Raw genomic sequence first — 13,353 nt, forward strand, 5'->3', positions numbered from 1 at the left:
TGGGAGACCTGCTGGGTCGGGGGTTCGGTTTTGGGTTCTCTTTTTTGGGGGGAAAAGGGGGGAGAAAGAGCCCCCCCCCCACCCCCCCCCCCGCTCCCCCCCCCCGCGCCGCCGGCGGGCCGTCGGCGGCGCGCGCGTCGGCCAGGTGACCTGAGCGCCTTCGCTACGCGGAGGCCACGACCTGGCCGGACATGACCTGGGGAGGGTTGGGGAACAGGGACGCGAGGTTGTCCCGTACGAAACCGGCCGCCCTCTTGATCGATTCCTCGGCCCCCTCCTCGGTCTCGAAGACAGTGGTCGAGATCATGACCCCGTTTCCGGCGTCGACCCAGTAATAGGCGAGGAGACCGGGGATCTGGCGGATGAGCGGCACGAACCCCTCGCTCACCCGACGCCCTGCCTCGGCCGGATCGGTCACCCCTTCGTACCGTCTGACGGCTGCGTACACGGCTGCTCTCCTCACGAGTCCTGGGGCGTCATCTGCTGCGCAGACGCCGTACCCCCGTGCTGCGTGCTCCGCTCGCGAGCCGTACGGCAATCACCGGAAGGAGTCGGCCGGTGGTCCGAATGGCGGCCTCCGATGGTGCGGTGGCGGCTCGCTGAATCCAGGACTGCGACTGGCCGAATCCAGAACTGCGACGATCCGAATCGCGGACGAGCCGACCATGACTCCGAAGGTGGGCAAACGCCGTCATCGGCGGCGAGGTGACAACGGCGAGCCGGAGCGTGGTGCCGCCAAGTCCGCTCTCGCATCCGGGAGTTGGTGTGGGAAGCTGGCGTCGGCCGTTCGCGGGGCGGACATGGCGGCCGTCGAGAGGAGTGCGACGTGAGACAGGGCGGCTTCCGCGCCGAGGAGATCGACACCAGCAGGCCGCATCCTGCGCGGATCTACGACTACCTGCTGGGCGGCAAGGACCACTACGAGGTGGACCAGCAGGCCGGCGACGAGCTCGCCGCCGCGGCACCCGAGGTGCGGATCGGCGTGCGTGCCAACCGCGCCTTCCTGCGACGCGCGGTCCGATACGTCGTCGGCAGCGGCGTCCGCCAGATCCTCGACGTCGGCACCGGGCTGCCCACCTCGCCGAACGTGCACGAGATCGCCCAGGAGGTGGCGCCGGACGTGCGCGTCGCGTACGTCGACAACGATCCGATCGTGAAGGTGCACGCCGACGCGCTGCTCGGCAGCTCCGGCGCGACCAGCATCGTACTCGCCGACCTGCGCGACCCGTCGGCCATCGTGGACCATCCCGACGTCCGCGGCGTCATCGACTTCGACGAGCCGGTCGCCCTGCTCCTGGTCGCCGTTCTCCACTTCCTCACCGACGCGGAGAAGCCGGATCGGATCGTCGCCACGCTACGTGAGGCGCTGCCGGCCGGCAGCTTTCTGGTGCTCTCGCACGCCACGGGCGACTTCGCCGATCGCAGCGGAGCCCAGGCCGTCTACAGCAGGGCCACCGCCACCCTGAACCTGCGGTCCCGTGCCGAGGTCGAGCGGTTCTTCGGCGGTTTCGAACTGGTCGAGCCAGGTCTGGCCCAAGTCCCGTTCTGGCGCCCGGACATCCCGCCGCCGGCAGGATCCGGCGAGATCGGTTTCTACGGGGGAGTGGCCCGCAAGACCGGTTGAACCACCGTACGGCCGGAGCGTCGACCTACGACCGGCGATGATCGCGGCGCCGCTCTCACCCGTCCTGGACGGCGGTGTAGAGGGCGGCAGTTGCCGCGGCTTTGCGGGCGAGGGCCTGGCGCAGTTCCTCCGGGGCGAGGACCTCGGCGTCGGGGCCGAAGGCGAGGAGCGCTTCGGCGGCGATGAGGGAGGGGAAGCGCAGCCGGACGTCCACCCGTTGCGGATCGGCGTCCGTCGCGGGGAGGGAACCCTCCGGGACGGGGGCTGCCAGGTCGGCTTCGTGGATGCGGAGGAACTTGGCCAGGATCCCGGTGCGCACGCTCACGGTGACGGCCAGCGGTGCGGGGATGTGGTCGATGCGGTGGCGCAGGGTGTCCCACACGTCGGTCAGCTCCAGGCCGTCGCGACGTCGGACGGGCTCGTCGAGGACGGTGGCGGACAGTACGCGGTCGGCGCGGAAGAGCTGGGCTTCACCGTGGTGGTCGGCGACGAGGTACCAGACGCCGGCTTTGTTGACGAGGCCGTAGGGGTCCAGGGGGTAGGAGCGGACGCGATTGTCCCGGCCGTGCCGGTAGCGCAGCCGCAGGCGGCGATCGGTGAAGACGGCCTGCTGGAGCGGCGAGAGATCGGGGCTCGGGCGCTCGGGTCCGGGCGCGCCGCGCCACCGCGTGGGATCGATGAGGACCCGGCGACTGGCCAGTTCGGCATCGGGGCGGTGCGGCGCGGGCAGGGCGGCCATGATCTTGCGCAGGGCGGATCCGATGGCCTGGCCGAGACCGAGGTCGGCGTGCGCGCTGCCGGAGAGCAGGACGAACAGGGCACGGGCTTCGTCGGCGGTCAGCCCGGTGACGTCGGTGCGGTAGCCGGGAAGCAGGGCGATGCCGCCCTGCGGCCCGCGCACGGTGTAGACGGGCACGCCGGCCGCGGACAGGGCCTCCACGTCCCGCATGATCGTGCGGACCGACACCTCCAGGCGGTCGGCCAGGTCGGCGGCAGGCAGCCGTCCGTGGGTCTGCAGCAGCAGCATGATCGACAGCAGGCGGTCGGATCTCATGATGGAAGACTCCCAGCGCTATATGACACAAGATGTCATGTACGGCGCGCAGGATGCAGTCGACCGAGCCGCAGAAGGGACGCGGCCGGAACTCCCCGACACGTCCGCTGCCGGGCGCGCACCCCGCGCCTGGCTCGCGGGCAAGGGGCGAAGCATCCAGGAAGGACACGGCTGTGACCGCAACCGACACCAAGCAGATCGCCGAGGGCTACGCGAAGGCGTGGACCAGCGGGGACGTCGACACCGCACTGACCTATCTGGCGGAGGACATCGTGTGCGACGCGCCCGCCGGCCGGATCGAGGGGCTTGCGGCCTACCGCCCCTTCACCCAGAAGTTCGTCGACGCGCTGGCCGGGGCGACCATCACGAAGGTGCTCGCCGACGAGGACAGCGCGGCGATCGTCTACAGCTTCGACACCCCGTGGATGAAGGACTTCCGCAGCGTGGAGTACGTGACGATCGAAAACGGCCGGATCAGGCACGTCACCACGGTCTTCGACCGTCTCCCGGCCGCCGAGGCGGCCGCCGGGCGCGCCCGGGGCTGAGCCGTGCCCGCCGCCGAGTACGCGAAGACGCTCGTCGGCGCCGGGCTGCCGCGGTTCCTCACCGACGCCGTCGCCGGCCACGGCGACGGAACCGCCCGCGGTGGCCGGCACTCCGACAGTCAGGGCCTCCCGGAGTCTTCGGGCCGCTCGGCGAACTCGCCGAACCCGGTCTCCCGGGCGATCGTCGAGGCGCTCCGCCAGAACCGTCCGTAGCCGGAATGCCGCCGGTGCCTCCCGTCGGCACCGGCGGCACGTCCGCTGCGCACTCGCGCCGCACGGCCCACTCCTTCGCCGGGGCGGCCATCCAGGCGTCGTGGACCCGAACGTCTCATGCCGCGACTCCGGTCCGGGTACCTGAGCGGGGACATGAGCGAGAAAGGGCTGTGACGACATGCAGATCGATCTGAAAGGCCGCACCGCGCTGGTCACCGGCTCCACACAGGGCATCGGCGCGGCGATCGCCGCCGGTCTGGCCCGTGCCGGGGCTCGGGTGGGTGTCAACGGCCGCACTCCGCAGCGCGTGGAGGAGAGCATCGCCCGGCTGGCGCAGGAGGTGCCCGGGGCCGATCTGGTCCCGGTCGCGGCGGACGTGACAGACGAGGAGGGCGCCCGCCGAGCGGCGGAAGCCCTGCCACAGGTGGACATCCTCGTCAACAACCTGGGCATCTTCGGCGCCGAAGACCCCTTGAAGATCACCGACGAGCAGTGGCGGCGCTACTTCGAGGTGAACGTACTGGCCGCCGTACGGCTGACCCGCCTGTACCTGCCGGGCATGACCGGACGGGGATGGGGGCGTATCCAGTACATCGCCAGCGACTCGGCGGTCGTCATCCCCGCCGAGATGATCCACTACGGGATGTCGAAGACCGCCCTGCTCGCGGTGAGCCGGGGCTTCGCCAAACAGGCCGCCGGTACGGGCGTCACGGTGAACTCCGTGATCGCGGGCCCCACCCACACCGGAGGCGTCGAGGACTTCGTCCACGAACTCGTCGACCGCGACCTGCCCTGGGACGAGGCGCAGCGTGTCTTCATGCGCGAGCACCGGCCGCAGTCGTTGCTGCAGCGCCTGATCGAGCCGGAGGAGATCGCCCATATGGTGGTCTACCTCAGCTCCGACCAGGCCTCGGCCACCACCGGTGGCGCACTTCGGGTGGACGGCGGCTACGTCGACTCCATCCTGCCGTGACCGCTCGTCCCCGACCCGGGTGGCGGCCGTGTCGGAGTGGACGCCGAGACGTTCTCCCGGTGTTGGGAACTCCCGCGCCGCGGAGTTGGCGGCGCTTGCCGGAACCCTGCCCGGCGTGGGCGATCGGCGTAGGCGCAATCCTGCTCCCCGATCGCCCTAAGATGCGCAAGGACTGCATCGATGATCTGCGGGGGACGTGTTGAGGGAGTTGGCCCGTGTCGCGCCGGAGGTCCGGGACCGGCTCGTCGTTCGGTTCGGTGCCGAGGTGCTGGCCTGGTGCGACGAGTTGCCGGATCTCGTCGGCGGACTTACCGCCCGCTGGAACCTGGATCTCGTCGCGGCCGGCGGGGGAGGCACCTCACGGGTGTTCCGCTGCCTGAGACGTGACACCGGCACCACGGTGTGGCTGAAGCTCACGCCGGAGCCCGCGATCGCCCGCGAGGAAGCCGAAGCCCTGCGAGCCTGGGCGAAGACGCCGTCGGTTGTCACCCTGCTGGCCGACGACCTCACCGCCGGGGCTCTGCTACTGGAGGACGTGGAGCCGGGAGTGCAGGTGCGGGGAAGCGCCTGGAGCCTGCGCGAGGTGGCGGCGCTGCTGAGTGACCTCCGGGTTCCTCCGCCCGTACCGTGGGAGAACTCGGTACTGCGGCCTCTCACGCACCGGATCGACTTCCTCTTCGACCTGGCCGACCGCAGGCTGGCGTCGGCCGGTGTGAACGGTTCGTTCTCCCCGGCGCTGCTCGGCCGGACCCGGGCGGCCGCTCTCGAACTCGCCACCGGTGGACCCGTGGGACTTGTACATGGCGATCTCCACCCGGCGAACGTGCTGTCCGGTGCGGACGCCCGCTTGGTGGCGATCGATCCGAGGCCCGCATGGGGCGACCCGGACTTCGACGCCGTGGACTGGGTGCTTGAAGGAGCCGCGAGTACCGCGGTGCTGGAGCAGAGGATCGAGACGCTGGCGGCGATGGTTCCCGGCCAGTCTCCCCAGCGTGTGCTGGCGTGGTGCCGGGCCCTGGCCGCCCTCAACGCGGTCCCGGGAATCTGCGCCGGGCGTGACGATCCGCAAACCCGGTTCCTCATGACCCTGGCCGCCGGCTGATCCGCCCGCCGGCGTGACCCGTTCCGGCCCCCGGACGACGGCGTCCGAGGGCTTTCGTCAGGCGTTCGTCGAGCGCTGAGGACATCACACGGGGCCCGGTCCTATTCCCACTCAGGCGGGAAGATGGAATTGTCGAGCTCACCGTCGAGATCGCCGTTGATGGAAATGTTGTTGGTCTGATTGATAGTCACATTCCTGTTGCCGTCGCCGAACTGACAGCTGAGCTGATCGGCCAGCTCGCCCAGGTCGTCGTCGGTCCCCGACGGCTCGTCCCCGTCATCTGAACAAGGGCCGGTCGCGCCGTACGCGCCGGCCAGTCCGGTCGTGCCGGCGTTGCCGATCGGGTCGGTCGCGGCGGCCGTTGAGGCACCCCCAAGCAGAGCAACGGCTGTTGCAGCCATTGCGACTCCAAGTTTCACGCGCTGACGCACCTAAGCCTCCGTAGTCCGGACTTTTTGGCTGACAGCCCGATTATCCTGAACTACGATCATATTTCTATTATCTTGTCGGTCCGCATTCGAGTGAAGTTGATGCGCTGAAACGGACGCGGGCCGACAGCACTGCTCAGCGCTCTCGCCCTGCCGGCCGTTTCGCCGGGCCATCACCGCGGACGACCGGCAACCGGCCCGTGCCGCCACCGACTTGATGGCCGACCGAGCCCAACGGGGCTTCGCCGAGGCGGGTCAGCGCACGTCCGTGTCGGTCGTCCGTGGCCGCCAGGGCTCCGGCCCGGTGCCGTCGCTCCACGCCCGCACGTCGTCCCGGTCCCAGCACACGATCCCGCACTGCTCGGCGTACTCCAGCGCCGGAGCGGTGAAACCGCTGGTGGTGACGACGACCGCGACATCCGCGCCGTGGACGGTGAAGCACGTGCCGCCGAAGCGCTGGAGGTCCTGGGAACCGACCCGGTTGGTGTCGCCGTAGCGTTTGCACTGGATGACGACACGCCTTCCGTCCGGAGCCGTGGCCACCACGTCGGCGCCGAGGTCCCCGGCTCCGCCGACGACCTCCACCTCCGTGCATCCGTCGCGCTCGCACAGGGCGGCTGTCGCCTGCTCGAACTCGTCGGGGTCCAGGGTGTCGAGGTCGACGGGCCCGGTTGCCGGGCGGGCGGTCGCCGCGTCGGGCGTGAGCGCTGCGGCCTCGTCGGTGCCGTGGGAGGCGGCGGGCGGCTCATGGCGATCCGTCCGCCCGGCAGGGACGGGGAGCGGTCCGCCGGCCGTGGCCGACGCGACGGGGTCCCGGCCACCAGGAGACTCGTGATCCAGCGCGTCAAGTGCCGTTCTGGTCGCCTCGTCGAGCGCGGCGGTGGCCTTGCGCGCGGTCCGTGCCACGGAGAACGGATGCCGCCGACGCCGCCGCAGGAGCAGGGCGGCCGTCAGGACGAGAACGCCGAGCACGACGGCCCACAGGGGCCGGTGCTCGGCGACGCTGATCGCCGTGCGGGCGGTCAGGCCCACGAGGCTGACGACAGCGGCCAGGAGAGCGAAGAACAGGGCCGTGTAGCGCAGATCGAAGGCGCGCCGACGGTTCACCGGGCGCCCACGGCGGACGGGCGTTGCCACGAGATGTACTCCCCCCGACGGGACCGATACCAAGATCACTTCCCGTCTGCCCCGGATCGTGGGGTTCACCACCGTGTGCGTCCGTCGGCCCGGCGTCGACTGGCGTGGCGGCGGGCCGCCACGCCGCGGCCTGTCATGTGAGGCTTGCGGCCTCTTCCCGCGCGTTCCGCGGCGCGCTCTGCCGGGGCGGCAGCAGGAGCGGGGTGGCCAGCAGGAGGACTCCGGCGATGGCGATCGCGGTGCGGGGGCCGGTCACGGCGGCCAGCAGACCCCACAAGGCGGTCAGGGCCGCGATGGAGGCGCTGCTGCTGACCGACCACGCCGACAGGGTGCGGGCGACCCGGTCGGGGTCGGTGTGCTCGAGCCGGTGGGTGGCCAGCACCGGGTTGAACAGGCCGCAGCAGGTCACCAGACCGAGTTGGACGACGATGACCAGTACAATCCCGGGGACACCGGGCCGGACGAACGCCAGACCGACAGGCCAGCACGCACGCAGCACCCCGGCGGTGAGCATCACCTTGTGCTGCCCGAACCGCGTCACGAGCGGGCGCGCCAGGCGTGCGCCGACGAGACCACCGATGCAGGGGGCCGCGAACGCGAGACCGTACTGCCAAGGCGTGAACCCGAGGCGGCCCAGCATGAGTACGGCCAGCAGCGGCTCGGAGGCCATGATCAGACCGTTGACGACGATCGCGTTGAAGAACAGCGGGCGCAGCGCGGGGTGGGTGAGGATGTGACGCCATCCTTCGAGCAGGTCGCCTGCTCGCATCCGCCGCGCACCGGTCCGCGCGGGGCGCGGTTCCGTCCCGCCGACGGAGCGGATGCCCAGCGCCGAGAGCAGGTAGCTGACGGCGTCGGCCACCACGGTCGTCACCGGGCCGAACATCCCGATCGCGGCCCCGCCGAGCGGTGGTCCGACCACGGTCGCGGTCCACATCGTGGACTCGAACCGGCCGTTCGCGACGAGCAGGTCCTCCGGGGGCAGGAGCGCCTTCAGATACGCACCGCTGGCCGCGTTGAAGGCGATGTTGGCAGCGGCGACGACGACGGAGACGACCAGGAGCTGGGCGAAGCCGAGCCGGCCGAGCGCGAACGCGGCGGGGACGCTCATCAACGCCGCGAACCGGACCAGGTCCATCGCCACCATGACCGGCCGCTTGCGGTGGAACTCCACCCACGGACCGAGCGGGACCGCCACCACGGCCCCCACGGCCCGCCCCGCGGCGGACAGCGCCGACACCTGGGCCGGCCCGGAGTGCAGCACGAGGATCGCGATCAAGGGAAACGCGCCGAACCCGAGCCAGGTGCCGTAGGCGCTGACCGCATACGCCGCCCACAACCGCCCGAACCGCCGGCCCAGGGACCGCCTGCCTGTCATACCCGACGCACCTCTCGCCGATCCGCCCCACCACTGCGCTGAGCATCGGCATCAAAGCGGGAAGCGGATGGCGAGATCAAACAACCGACCCGACAGGAAAGCACAACCCTTCGTTGTGCACATAGCATGGCCGGCGTGGATCTCGAGTCGGTGCGCACCTTCGTGGCCGCCACGGACGCGGGGCGGTTCCAGGACGCTGCCGCGGAATTGTCGATCACTCAGCAGGCGGTCTCCAAACGCATCGCCGCACTGGAGAAGAGCCTCGGTGTGCGGCTGTTCACCCGCAGCGCACGAGGGGCGAAGCTCACCGTCGACGGACAGGCGTTCCTTCCGCACGCCCGCGATCTCCTACGGGCCGAAGAACGGGCGGTCGCCTCCGTTCGTCCCGGCCGGCGTGCGCTGCGTGTCGACGTGATCGGCCGACGGCTCGGCCCGGCCGGCGTGCTGAGCGACTTCCGGCGCGCGCACCCCGCGGTCCAGCTCGATGTGGTGACCCTCTTCGACGCCGACGCGGCCATCGACGCCATCCGGTCCGGCACGATCGACGCGTCCTTCCGCGCCGTCACCATGCCCGGCCGGCAGCTCCCCGACGACCTCGGGGTCGCCCGTGCCTTCGACGAGCCCGTGCAGCTTCTCACCGGACCGGCCCACGAGCTCGCCGCCGCCCGCGAAGTCACGCCCGCCCAACTCGTCGGTCACCGGATCTGGATGCCCGGCATCGTTCCCGGAACCGAGTGGGCCGCCTACTACGACGCGCTCGCCGCCGCGTTCGGGCTCACCATCGAGATCACCGGCCCCGACTTCGGCACCGAGCCCCTGCTGGACACCATCGCCCACTCACGGTCACTGGCGACCTTCGTCGGCGAGCAGACACGCCTCGTCTGGCCCGCCGACCACGGCCTGCGGCGGATCGCGGTGCGCGACCCGGCACCGGTCTACCCGCACTCACTGCTCTGGCACCGCGACAACCCGCACCCGGCACTCGCGGCGCTCCGGGACCACCTCGGCCGCGGGCGGTCCGGCCACTCCGGCACCGAGATCTGGACACCGGCATGGGCGCAGCGGCCGGCACCACCGCACCCGGCGCCGACGGCCTCGTGAGCTGCCCGGGTGCGGCGGTCTCCTGCGCCGGCGTGCCCTTCGCGGTCGTGCCGTAGCTCATCCCGTGGCGGGAGCGGGGGACGGCGCCGGCTCCCGGCCGCCGGGGTGGCGTGCACGCCATACGAGGAAGACCGACGTGCCGGCCAGACACCACGCGGCGAGCACGAGGTAGGGCTCGAGGTGCTGGTTGTGCGGGAAGTAGATGGCGTTGCGATGCGCGTTCACCGACGCACCCGGCGGCAGGAACCGCCCCAGAACGCCCAGCACCGGAGGGAGCAACGGCCAGGAGACCGCGCCCCCGGAAGAGGGGTTCCCGAGGATGACCAGCAACAACCACGTCGGCAGCAGCGCCCAGCGGCCCAGGAAGGTGTGGAACGCGGTGAAGATCATGCCGGCGGTGAACATCGTGAGCGCGCAGATCCCCCACGACTGGAGGAACGGCAGCCGAACCACGCCCAGCACCCAGTCGGTCATGACGCAGATGGACAGGCCGCCCAGGACGGAGTAGCCCGCGGTGACGGCGATCCGTTCGGCGGGGTGCAGCGCCTGGGCGTGCACCCCGAGCTGGATGGCGCCGACGAACCCGAGGATGGTCGACCCCAGGGTGATGTAGAAGAGGGCGAGTCCCTGGGGGTCGGTGGCCGGAAGCGGCTTGACGTCCTTGACCTGCACGGGGATGCCGAGCTTCTGGCCCACCGCCGGGGCCCTCTGGCCGAGGACCCGGGCGACCGACGCACCCGCCGCGCTCGCCACGTCGACCTCCACCCCGGCCGGTCCGCGCCGCAGGATCGCGAACTCCCGCTGCGCGTTGACGGCGGCGAGCGCCGCGCGGTAGTCGGGGTACGGGTGCAGGATCAACGAGGTGCGGAGGGTGGTCTCCAGCGCGTCGACGAATCGGTCCCCCTTGACCGAGCCTCCCGTCACCGCGACGGGGATGCGATGCGGTACGGGGTCGGCCATCGCCCATGAGTAGGCGCTGACGAAGAGCCCGGCCAGGGCCGCGACGAGGAGTGAGATCACCACTGCGGGCACGAAGCGCGAGGGTGCCGGCCGCGACCGTCCGCCCTGACGGCTGGGCTGCCGACCGGGCCCCGCTGCGGACCGATGCTCGCCCATGGCCGGGATCATATGTGCGGCCGAGGGCGGTGCCCGCCAGCCGTACCGGACGCGTCACCGGTATGCCGGAGCCCGCTTCCGTCCACGTGTCGGAATGCATCCGTCCGAGGGCCGGGACGGCCCGTGGCGTTTCCGGGTGTCGCCGCCGGGGACTCGGTCGTCATGGTGTCCTCCGTACCTGAGCAGCGCGTCCGCCTGCCGGCCCTGGAGGCGGGATGGCTGACTCAGACCTTCGTGCACTGGGCCTTCCCGGCCGGAACCGTGCAGCGCCTGTTGCCGGACGGCCTGGCCGTTCACGAGTACGAGGGCATGGCGTGGGTGAGCCTGACGCCCTTCGTGATGGCCGACGTACGACCGTCGGTGCTGCCCGGCGCGACGCCCGGGCTTCCCACGTTCCCGGAGACCAACCTGCGCACCTACGTCCGTGGACCGGACGGGCGTGACGGGCTGTGGTTCCTGTCCATCGAGGTGGACAACCCGCTCATGCTGGCGGCCCGCGCCGTGGGCGCCCCCTACAACCCGGGCCGGCTGAGGCTGTCCCGGGACGGTGACACGGTGTCCTACTCGGGTGCGCGGAGGGGCGGATCACCCTGGTACGAGATGACCGTCCGGGCTGGCAGGCCCCTCGTTGCCGCCGAGCGGGACATCTGGCTGACCTCCCGGTGGCGCGCGTACACACGACGGCTGGGGATGCTCTGGCAAACGCCCGTCGCACACGAGCCCTGGCCGCTGCGTGCCGCCACCCTCGAGCGCTTCGAGGAGACCGTGACCCGGGCGGCGGGACTTCCCGCACCCGCCGCCGAACCGTTGGTGCACTTCTCCGACGGGGTCCGGCACGTCCGCATCGGCGTGTCCCACCCGCTGCCGCCGCGGGCCGCGGCTGACCGGCACCGGGGGCGCTAGCCTCTCCCACCCAGCCATTCGGCGAGTACGGCGGCCTGGCTGTGGTCCACGTCCCTGGTCGCGGTGAGCAGCGTGAGCTTGTCGTCGGCGGCCAGAGACCGCAGGTGCTCGGCCGCCTCACGGTGTGCGGCATCGCGCAGTTCGGCCAGGTAACGGCGGCGGAACTCGGTGAACCGGCTGGGCTCGTGGCCGTACCAGCGGCGCAGATCGCTGGAGGGGGCGACATCACGCAGCCATTCGTCCAGGTGCGCGTCCTCCTTGCGCATGCCCCGCGGCCAGACGCGGTCGACGAGAACGCGCCTGCCGTCCTGAGGGGAGGCGTCCTCGTAGACGCGCCGGTAGGTGATCTGTTCGGCCATGACGGCACCCTCCACACCGCGTCGGGCTCCACGACGGATCCGTCCGACGTGTCCATTTTATGAGTGACGACGGGGCGGCGACGGCCGGGACCGCCGTCGCCCGCGTGGTTCTGCGCGGGGACGACCGGCGGCACATGCGAGAGCACCTGCGGGAGTGGCCGACCAGCCCGTCAGGACCGGATGGCGCGGACGGCCAGCGTCGCCGCGGCGGTGGCCGCGGCCACCCCGGCGGCGCCGACCAGCCCGAGGTGCTGGGAAGCCCACACCTGATAGCTGCGCGGCGTGGACTTGTCGTCGAAGACCCCGTGCGCTCCGAAGTCCCGGCCGTCGGACCCGTCCGCGGGCCGCCACAGGTTGACCGGCTGGTCCGGATCGCGGGGCTGGTCGGTCTGCTGGGACGCGTACCCGGTCCGGGCGAGGTAGCGGTCCAGCAGACCGGCGGCGAACTTGTTGGCGATCAGCGTGCCCATCGTCGACCCGCCGACCCAGTACTCCCGCCGCTTGGGATGGTCGGCGGCGTACACCACCGCCTTCGCCGCGACCTCCGGCTGGTAGATCGGCGGAACCGGCTGGGCGTGCCTGGGCAGCCGGGAGAGCACCCAGCTGAACTGCGGCGTGTTCACCGCCGGCATCTGCACCATCGTCACCCGCACGTTGCTCTTGTCGTGCATCAACTCGCAGCGCAGCGAGTCGTGCAGGCCCTGCACGGCGTGCTTGGCGGCGCAGTACGCCGACTGCAGCGGGATACCGCGGTAGGCGAGCGCGGAACCCACCTGGACGATCGTGCCCCGGTCCCGCGGCAGCATCAGGTCGAGCGCCACCCGGGTGCCATGGACATAGCCCAGCAGGGTCACCTCGATGACGCGCTTGAACTCCTCCGGACGGATCTCGGTGAAGGGGGCGAACACCGAGGTGAACGCCACGTTCACCCACACGTCGATCGGGCCCAGTTCCTCCTCCACCCGCTGCGCCGCAGCCGCCAGATCCTCGAAGCGGGCGGTGTCCACCGGGATCGGCAGTGCGGTCCCGCCGGCCTTCCGCACCTCCTCGGCAGCCCCCTCAAGTCCTTTCTCCCCTCGGGCCAGCAGGGCCACCTTCGCCCCGCGAGTGCCGAACGCACGCGCCGTCGCCCGCCCGATGCCGCCGCTGGCGCCCGTCACCACCACGACCTGTGGCTCCTTGACCTGCGGCTCCTTGCTCATGTTCGTTCCCTCCTCTGCACCTGGGACCGGCGGCCGACCCGCCGCGTCACCACCGAATACCCCGACTCGCACGTGTAGATCCACGGAAGCACGGCGGCGAGACGACCGCTCGCCGGCCCGGCCACCTCCCACGCCCGGGATGCGATGCTCATACCGGCGCGTAACGTAGGAATCACACGAGACGAAGAGACCAGGCACCCCTTTCGTCACTCCCCGCC

General features: G+C 71.3%; 15 protein-coding genes. 7 read left to right on the top strand and 8 right to left on the bottom strand.

Translation table 11 applies throughout. From position 1 onward, the window contains the following. Positions 1 to 163 precede the first annotated feature (163 nt). Positions 164 to 448 carry a hypothetical protein gene (locus ACZ4SW_RS18705; RefSeq protein WP_468244267.1) on the bottom strand — a complete coding sequence of 95 codons (285 nt, stop codon included), beginning with the start codon at positions 446 to 448 and terminating at the stop codon, positions 164 to 166. A 378-nt stretch (positions 449 to 826) separates the two neighbouring features. Between ACZ4SW_RS18705 and ACZ4SW_RS18710 the strand changes: the two genes are divergently transcribed. Further along, the gene (locus ACZ4SW_RS18710; protein ID WP_468244270.1) at positions 827 to 1,624 is read left to right on the top strand and encodes an SAM-dependent methyltransferase; all 798 of its coding nucleotides are present in this window, start codon (positions 827 to 829) and stop codon (positions 1,622 to 1,624) included. 55 nt (positions 1,625 to 1,679) lie between these two features. On the opposite strand, the gene ACZ4SW_RS18715 is transcribed toward ACZ4SW_RS18710, so the two are convergent. Further along, positions 1,680 to 2,678, bottom strand: coding sequence for a helix-turn-helix transcriptional regulator (locus tag ACZ4SW_RS18715; protein ID WP_468244272.1), 999 nt, complete (start codon positions 2,676 to 2,678; stop codon positions 1,680 to 1,682). A 173-nt stretch (positions 2,679 to 2,851) separates the two neighbouring features. Between ACZ4SW_RS18715 and ACZ4SW_RS18720 the strand changes: the two genes are divergently transcribed. The 4 genes from ACZ4SW_RS18720 to ACZ4SW_RS18735 all read left to right on the top strand — a co-directional run bounded on the left by ACZ4SW_RS18720 (position 2,852) and on the right by ACZ4SW_RS18735 (position 5,511). After that, on the top strand, positions 2,852 to 3,223 hold the full coding sequence (locus tag ACZ4SW_RS18720) for a nuclear transport factor 2 family protein (protein ID WP_468244274.1): 372 nt from the start codon (positions 2,852 to 2,854) through the stop codon (positions 3,221 to 3,223). Between the two features lie 3 nt (positions 3,224 to 3,226). Next, positions 3,227 to 3,436, top strand: a complete 210-nt coding sequence (locus ACZ4SW_RS18725) for a hypothetical protein (RefSeq protein WP_468244277.1) — start codon at positions 3,227 to 3,229, stop codon at positions 3,434 to 3,436. A gap of 178 nt (positions 3,437 to 3,614) precedes the next feature. After that, positions 3,615 to 4,409: an SDR family NAD(P)-dependent oxidoreductase gene (locus ACZ4SW_RS18730; RefSeq protein ID WP_468244280.1), complete on the top strand. Its 795-nt coding sequence runs from the start codon at positions 3,615 to 3,617 to the stop codon at positions 4,407 to 4,409. Between the two features lie 208 nt (positions 4,410 to 4,617). Then, positions 4,618 to 5,511, top strand: a complete 894-nt coding sequence (locus ACZ4SW_RS18735) for an aminoglycoside phosphotransferase family protein (protein ID WP_468244282.1) — start codon at positions 4,618 to 4,620, stop codon at positions 5,509 to 5,511. A 101-nt stretch (positions 5,512 to 5,612) separates the two neighbouring features. On the opposite strand, the gene ACZ4SW_RS18740 is transcribed toward ACZ4SW_RS18735, so the two are convergent. The 3 genes from ACZ4SW_RS18740 to ACZ4SW_RS18750 form a co-directional block, all read right to left on the bottom strand. Beyond that, positions 5,613 to 5,912, bottom strand: a complete 300-nt coding sequence (locus ACZ4SW_RS18740; protein WP_468244285.1) for a hypothetical protein — start codon at positions 5,910 to 5,912, stop codon at positions 5,613 to 5,615. Between the two features lie 282 nt (positions 5,913 to 6,194). Continuing rightward, a complete protein-coding gene (locus ACZ4SW_RS18745) occupies positions 6,195 to 7,076 on the bottom strand; it encodes a restriction endonuclease (protein ID WP_468244287.1) in 882 nt (293 codons plus the stop codon). Positions 7,077 to 7,209: 133 nt separating this feature from the next. After that, positions 7,210 to 8,454 carry an MFS transporter gene (locus tag ACZ4SW_RS18750; protein WP_468244290.1) on the bottom strand — a complete coding sequence of 415 codons (1,245 nt, stop codon included), beginning with the start codon at positions 8,452 to 8,454 and terminating at the stop codon, positions 7,210 to 7,212. 126 nt (positions 8,455 to 8,580) lie between these two features. Between ACZ4SW_RS18750 and ACZ4SW_RS18755 the strand changes: the two genes are divergently transcribed. After that, a complete protein-coding gene (locus tag ACZ4SW_RS18755) occupies positions 8,581 to 9,555 on the top strand; it encodes a LysR family transcriptional regulator (protein ID WP_468244293.1) in 975 nt (324 codons plus the stop codon). Between the two features lie 57 nt (positions 9,556 to 9,612). Here ACZ4SW_RS18755 and ACZ4SW_RS18760 read toward each other — a convergent pair whose 3' ends face one another. Continuing rightward, positions 9,613 to 10,671 (bottom strand): ABC-2 transporter permease, encoded by a 1,059-nt coding sequence (locus ACZ4SW_RS18760; protein ID WP_468244296.1) that lies wholly within the window; start codon positions 10,669 to 10,671, stop codon positions 9,613 to 9,615. A 162-nt stretch (positions 10,672 to 10,833) separates the two neighbouring features. On the opposite strand from ACZ4SW_RS18760, the gene ACZ4SW_RS18765 reads away from it, so the two are divergent. After that, a complete protein-coding gene (locus tag ACZ4SW_RS18765; RefSeq protein WP_468244409.1) occupies positions 10,834 to 11,574 on the top strand; it encodes a YqjF family protein in 741 nt (246 codons plus the stop codon). Here ACZ4SW_RS18765 and ACZ4SW_RS18770 read toward each other — a convergent pair. Then, positions 11,571 to 11,933, bottom strand: coding sequence for a DUF488 domain-containing protein (locus tag ACZ4SW_RS18770; protein WP_468244299.1), 363 nt, complete (start codon positions 11,931 to 11,933; stop codon positions 11,571 to 11,573). The two genes, ACZ4SW_RS18765 and ACZ4SW_RS18770, sit on opposite strands and share 4 nt — an antisense overlap. A 170-nt stretch (positions 11,934 to 12,103) precedes the next feature. Continuing rightward, positions 12,104 to 13,135: an SDR family oxidoreductase gene (locus ACZ4SW_RS18775; RefSeq protein WP_468244302.1), complete on the bottom strand. Its 1,032-nt coding sequence runs from the start codon at positions 13,133 to 13,135 to the stop codon at positions 12,104 to 12,106. Positions 13,136 to 13,353: the final 218 nt, after the last annotated feature.

The organism is Streptomyces sp. NPDC028331 (genome assembly GCF_055565775.1).

Bases quoted from the DNA above. Each gene is read 5' to 3' on its own strand.
- ACZ4SW_RS18775 (WP_468244302.1), bottom strand. From the start codon at position 13,135: ATGAGCAAGGAGCCGCAGGTCAAGGAGCCACAGGTCGTGGTGGTGACG.
- ACZ4SW_RS18750 (WP_468244290.1), bottom strand. From the start codon at position 8,454: ATGACAGGCAGGCGGTCCCTGGGCCGGCGGTTCGGGCGGTTGTGGGCG.
- ACZ4SW_RS18715 (WP_468244272.1), bottom strand. From the start codon at position 2,678: ATGAGATCCGACCGCCTGCTGTCGATCATGCTGCTGCTGCAGACCCAC.
- ACZ4SW_RS18770 (WP_468244299.1), bottom strand. From the start codon at position 11,933: ATGGCCGAACAGATCACCTACCGGCGCGTCTACGAGGACGCCTCCCCT.
- ACZ4SW_RS18740 (WP_468244285.1), bottom strand. From the start codon at position 5,912: ATGGCTGCAACAGCCGTTGCTCTGCTTGGGGGTGCCTCAACGGCCGCC.
- ACZ4SW_RS18730 (WP_468244280.1), top strand. From the start codon at position 3,615: ATGCAGATCGATCTGAAAGGCCGCACCGCGCTGGTCACCGGCTCCACA.
- ACZ4SW_RS18755 (WP_468244293.1), top strand. From the start codon at position 8,581: ATGGCCGGCGTGGATCTCGAGTCGGTGCGCACCTTCGTGGCCGCCACG.
- ACZ4SW_RS18765 (WP_468244409.1), top strand. From the start codon at position 10,834: ATGGTGTCCTCCGTACCTGAGCAGCGCGTCCGCCTGCCGGCCCTGGAG.
- ACZ4SW_RS18760 (WP_468244296.1), bottom strand. From the start codon at position 10,671: ATGGGCGAGCATCGGTCCGCAGCGGGGCCCGGTCGGCAGCCCAGCCGT.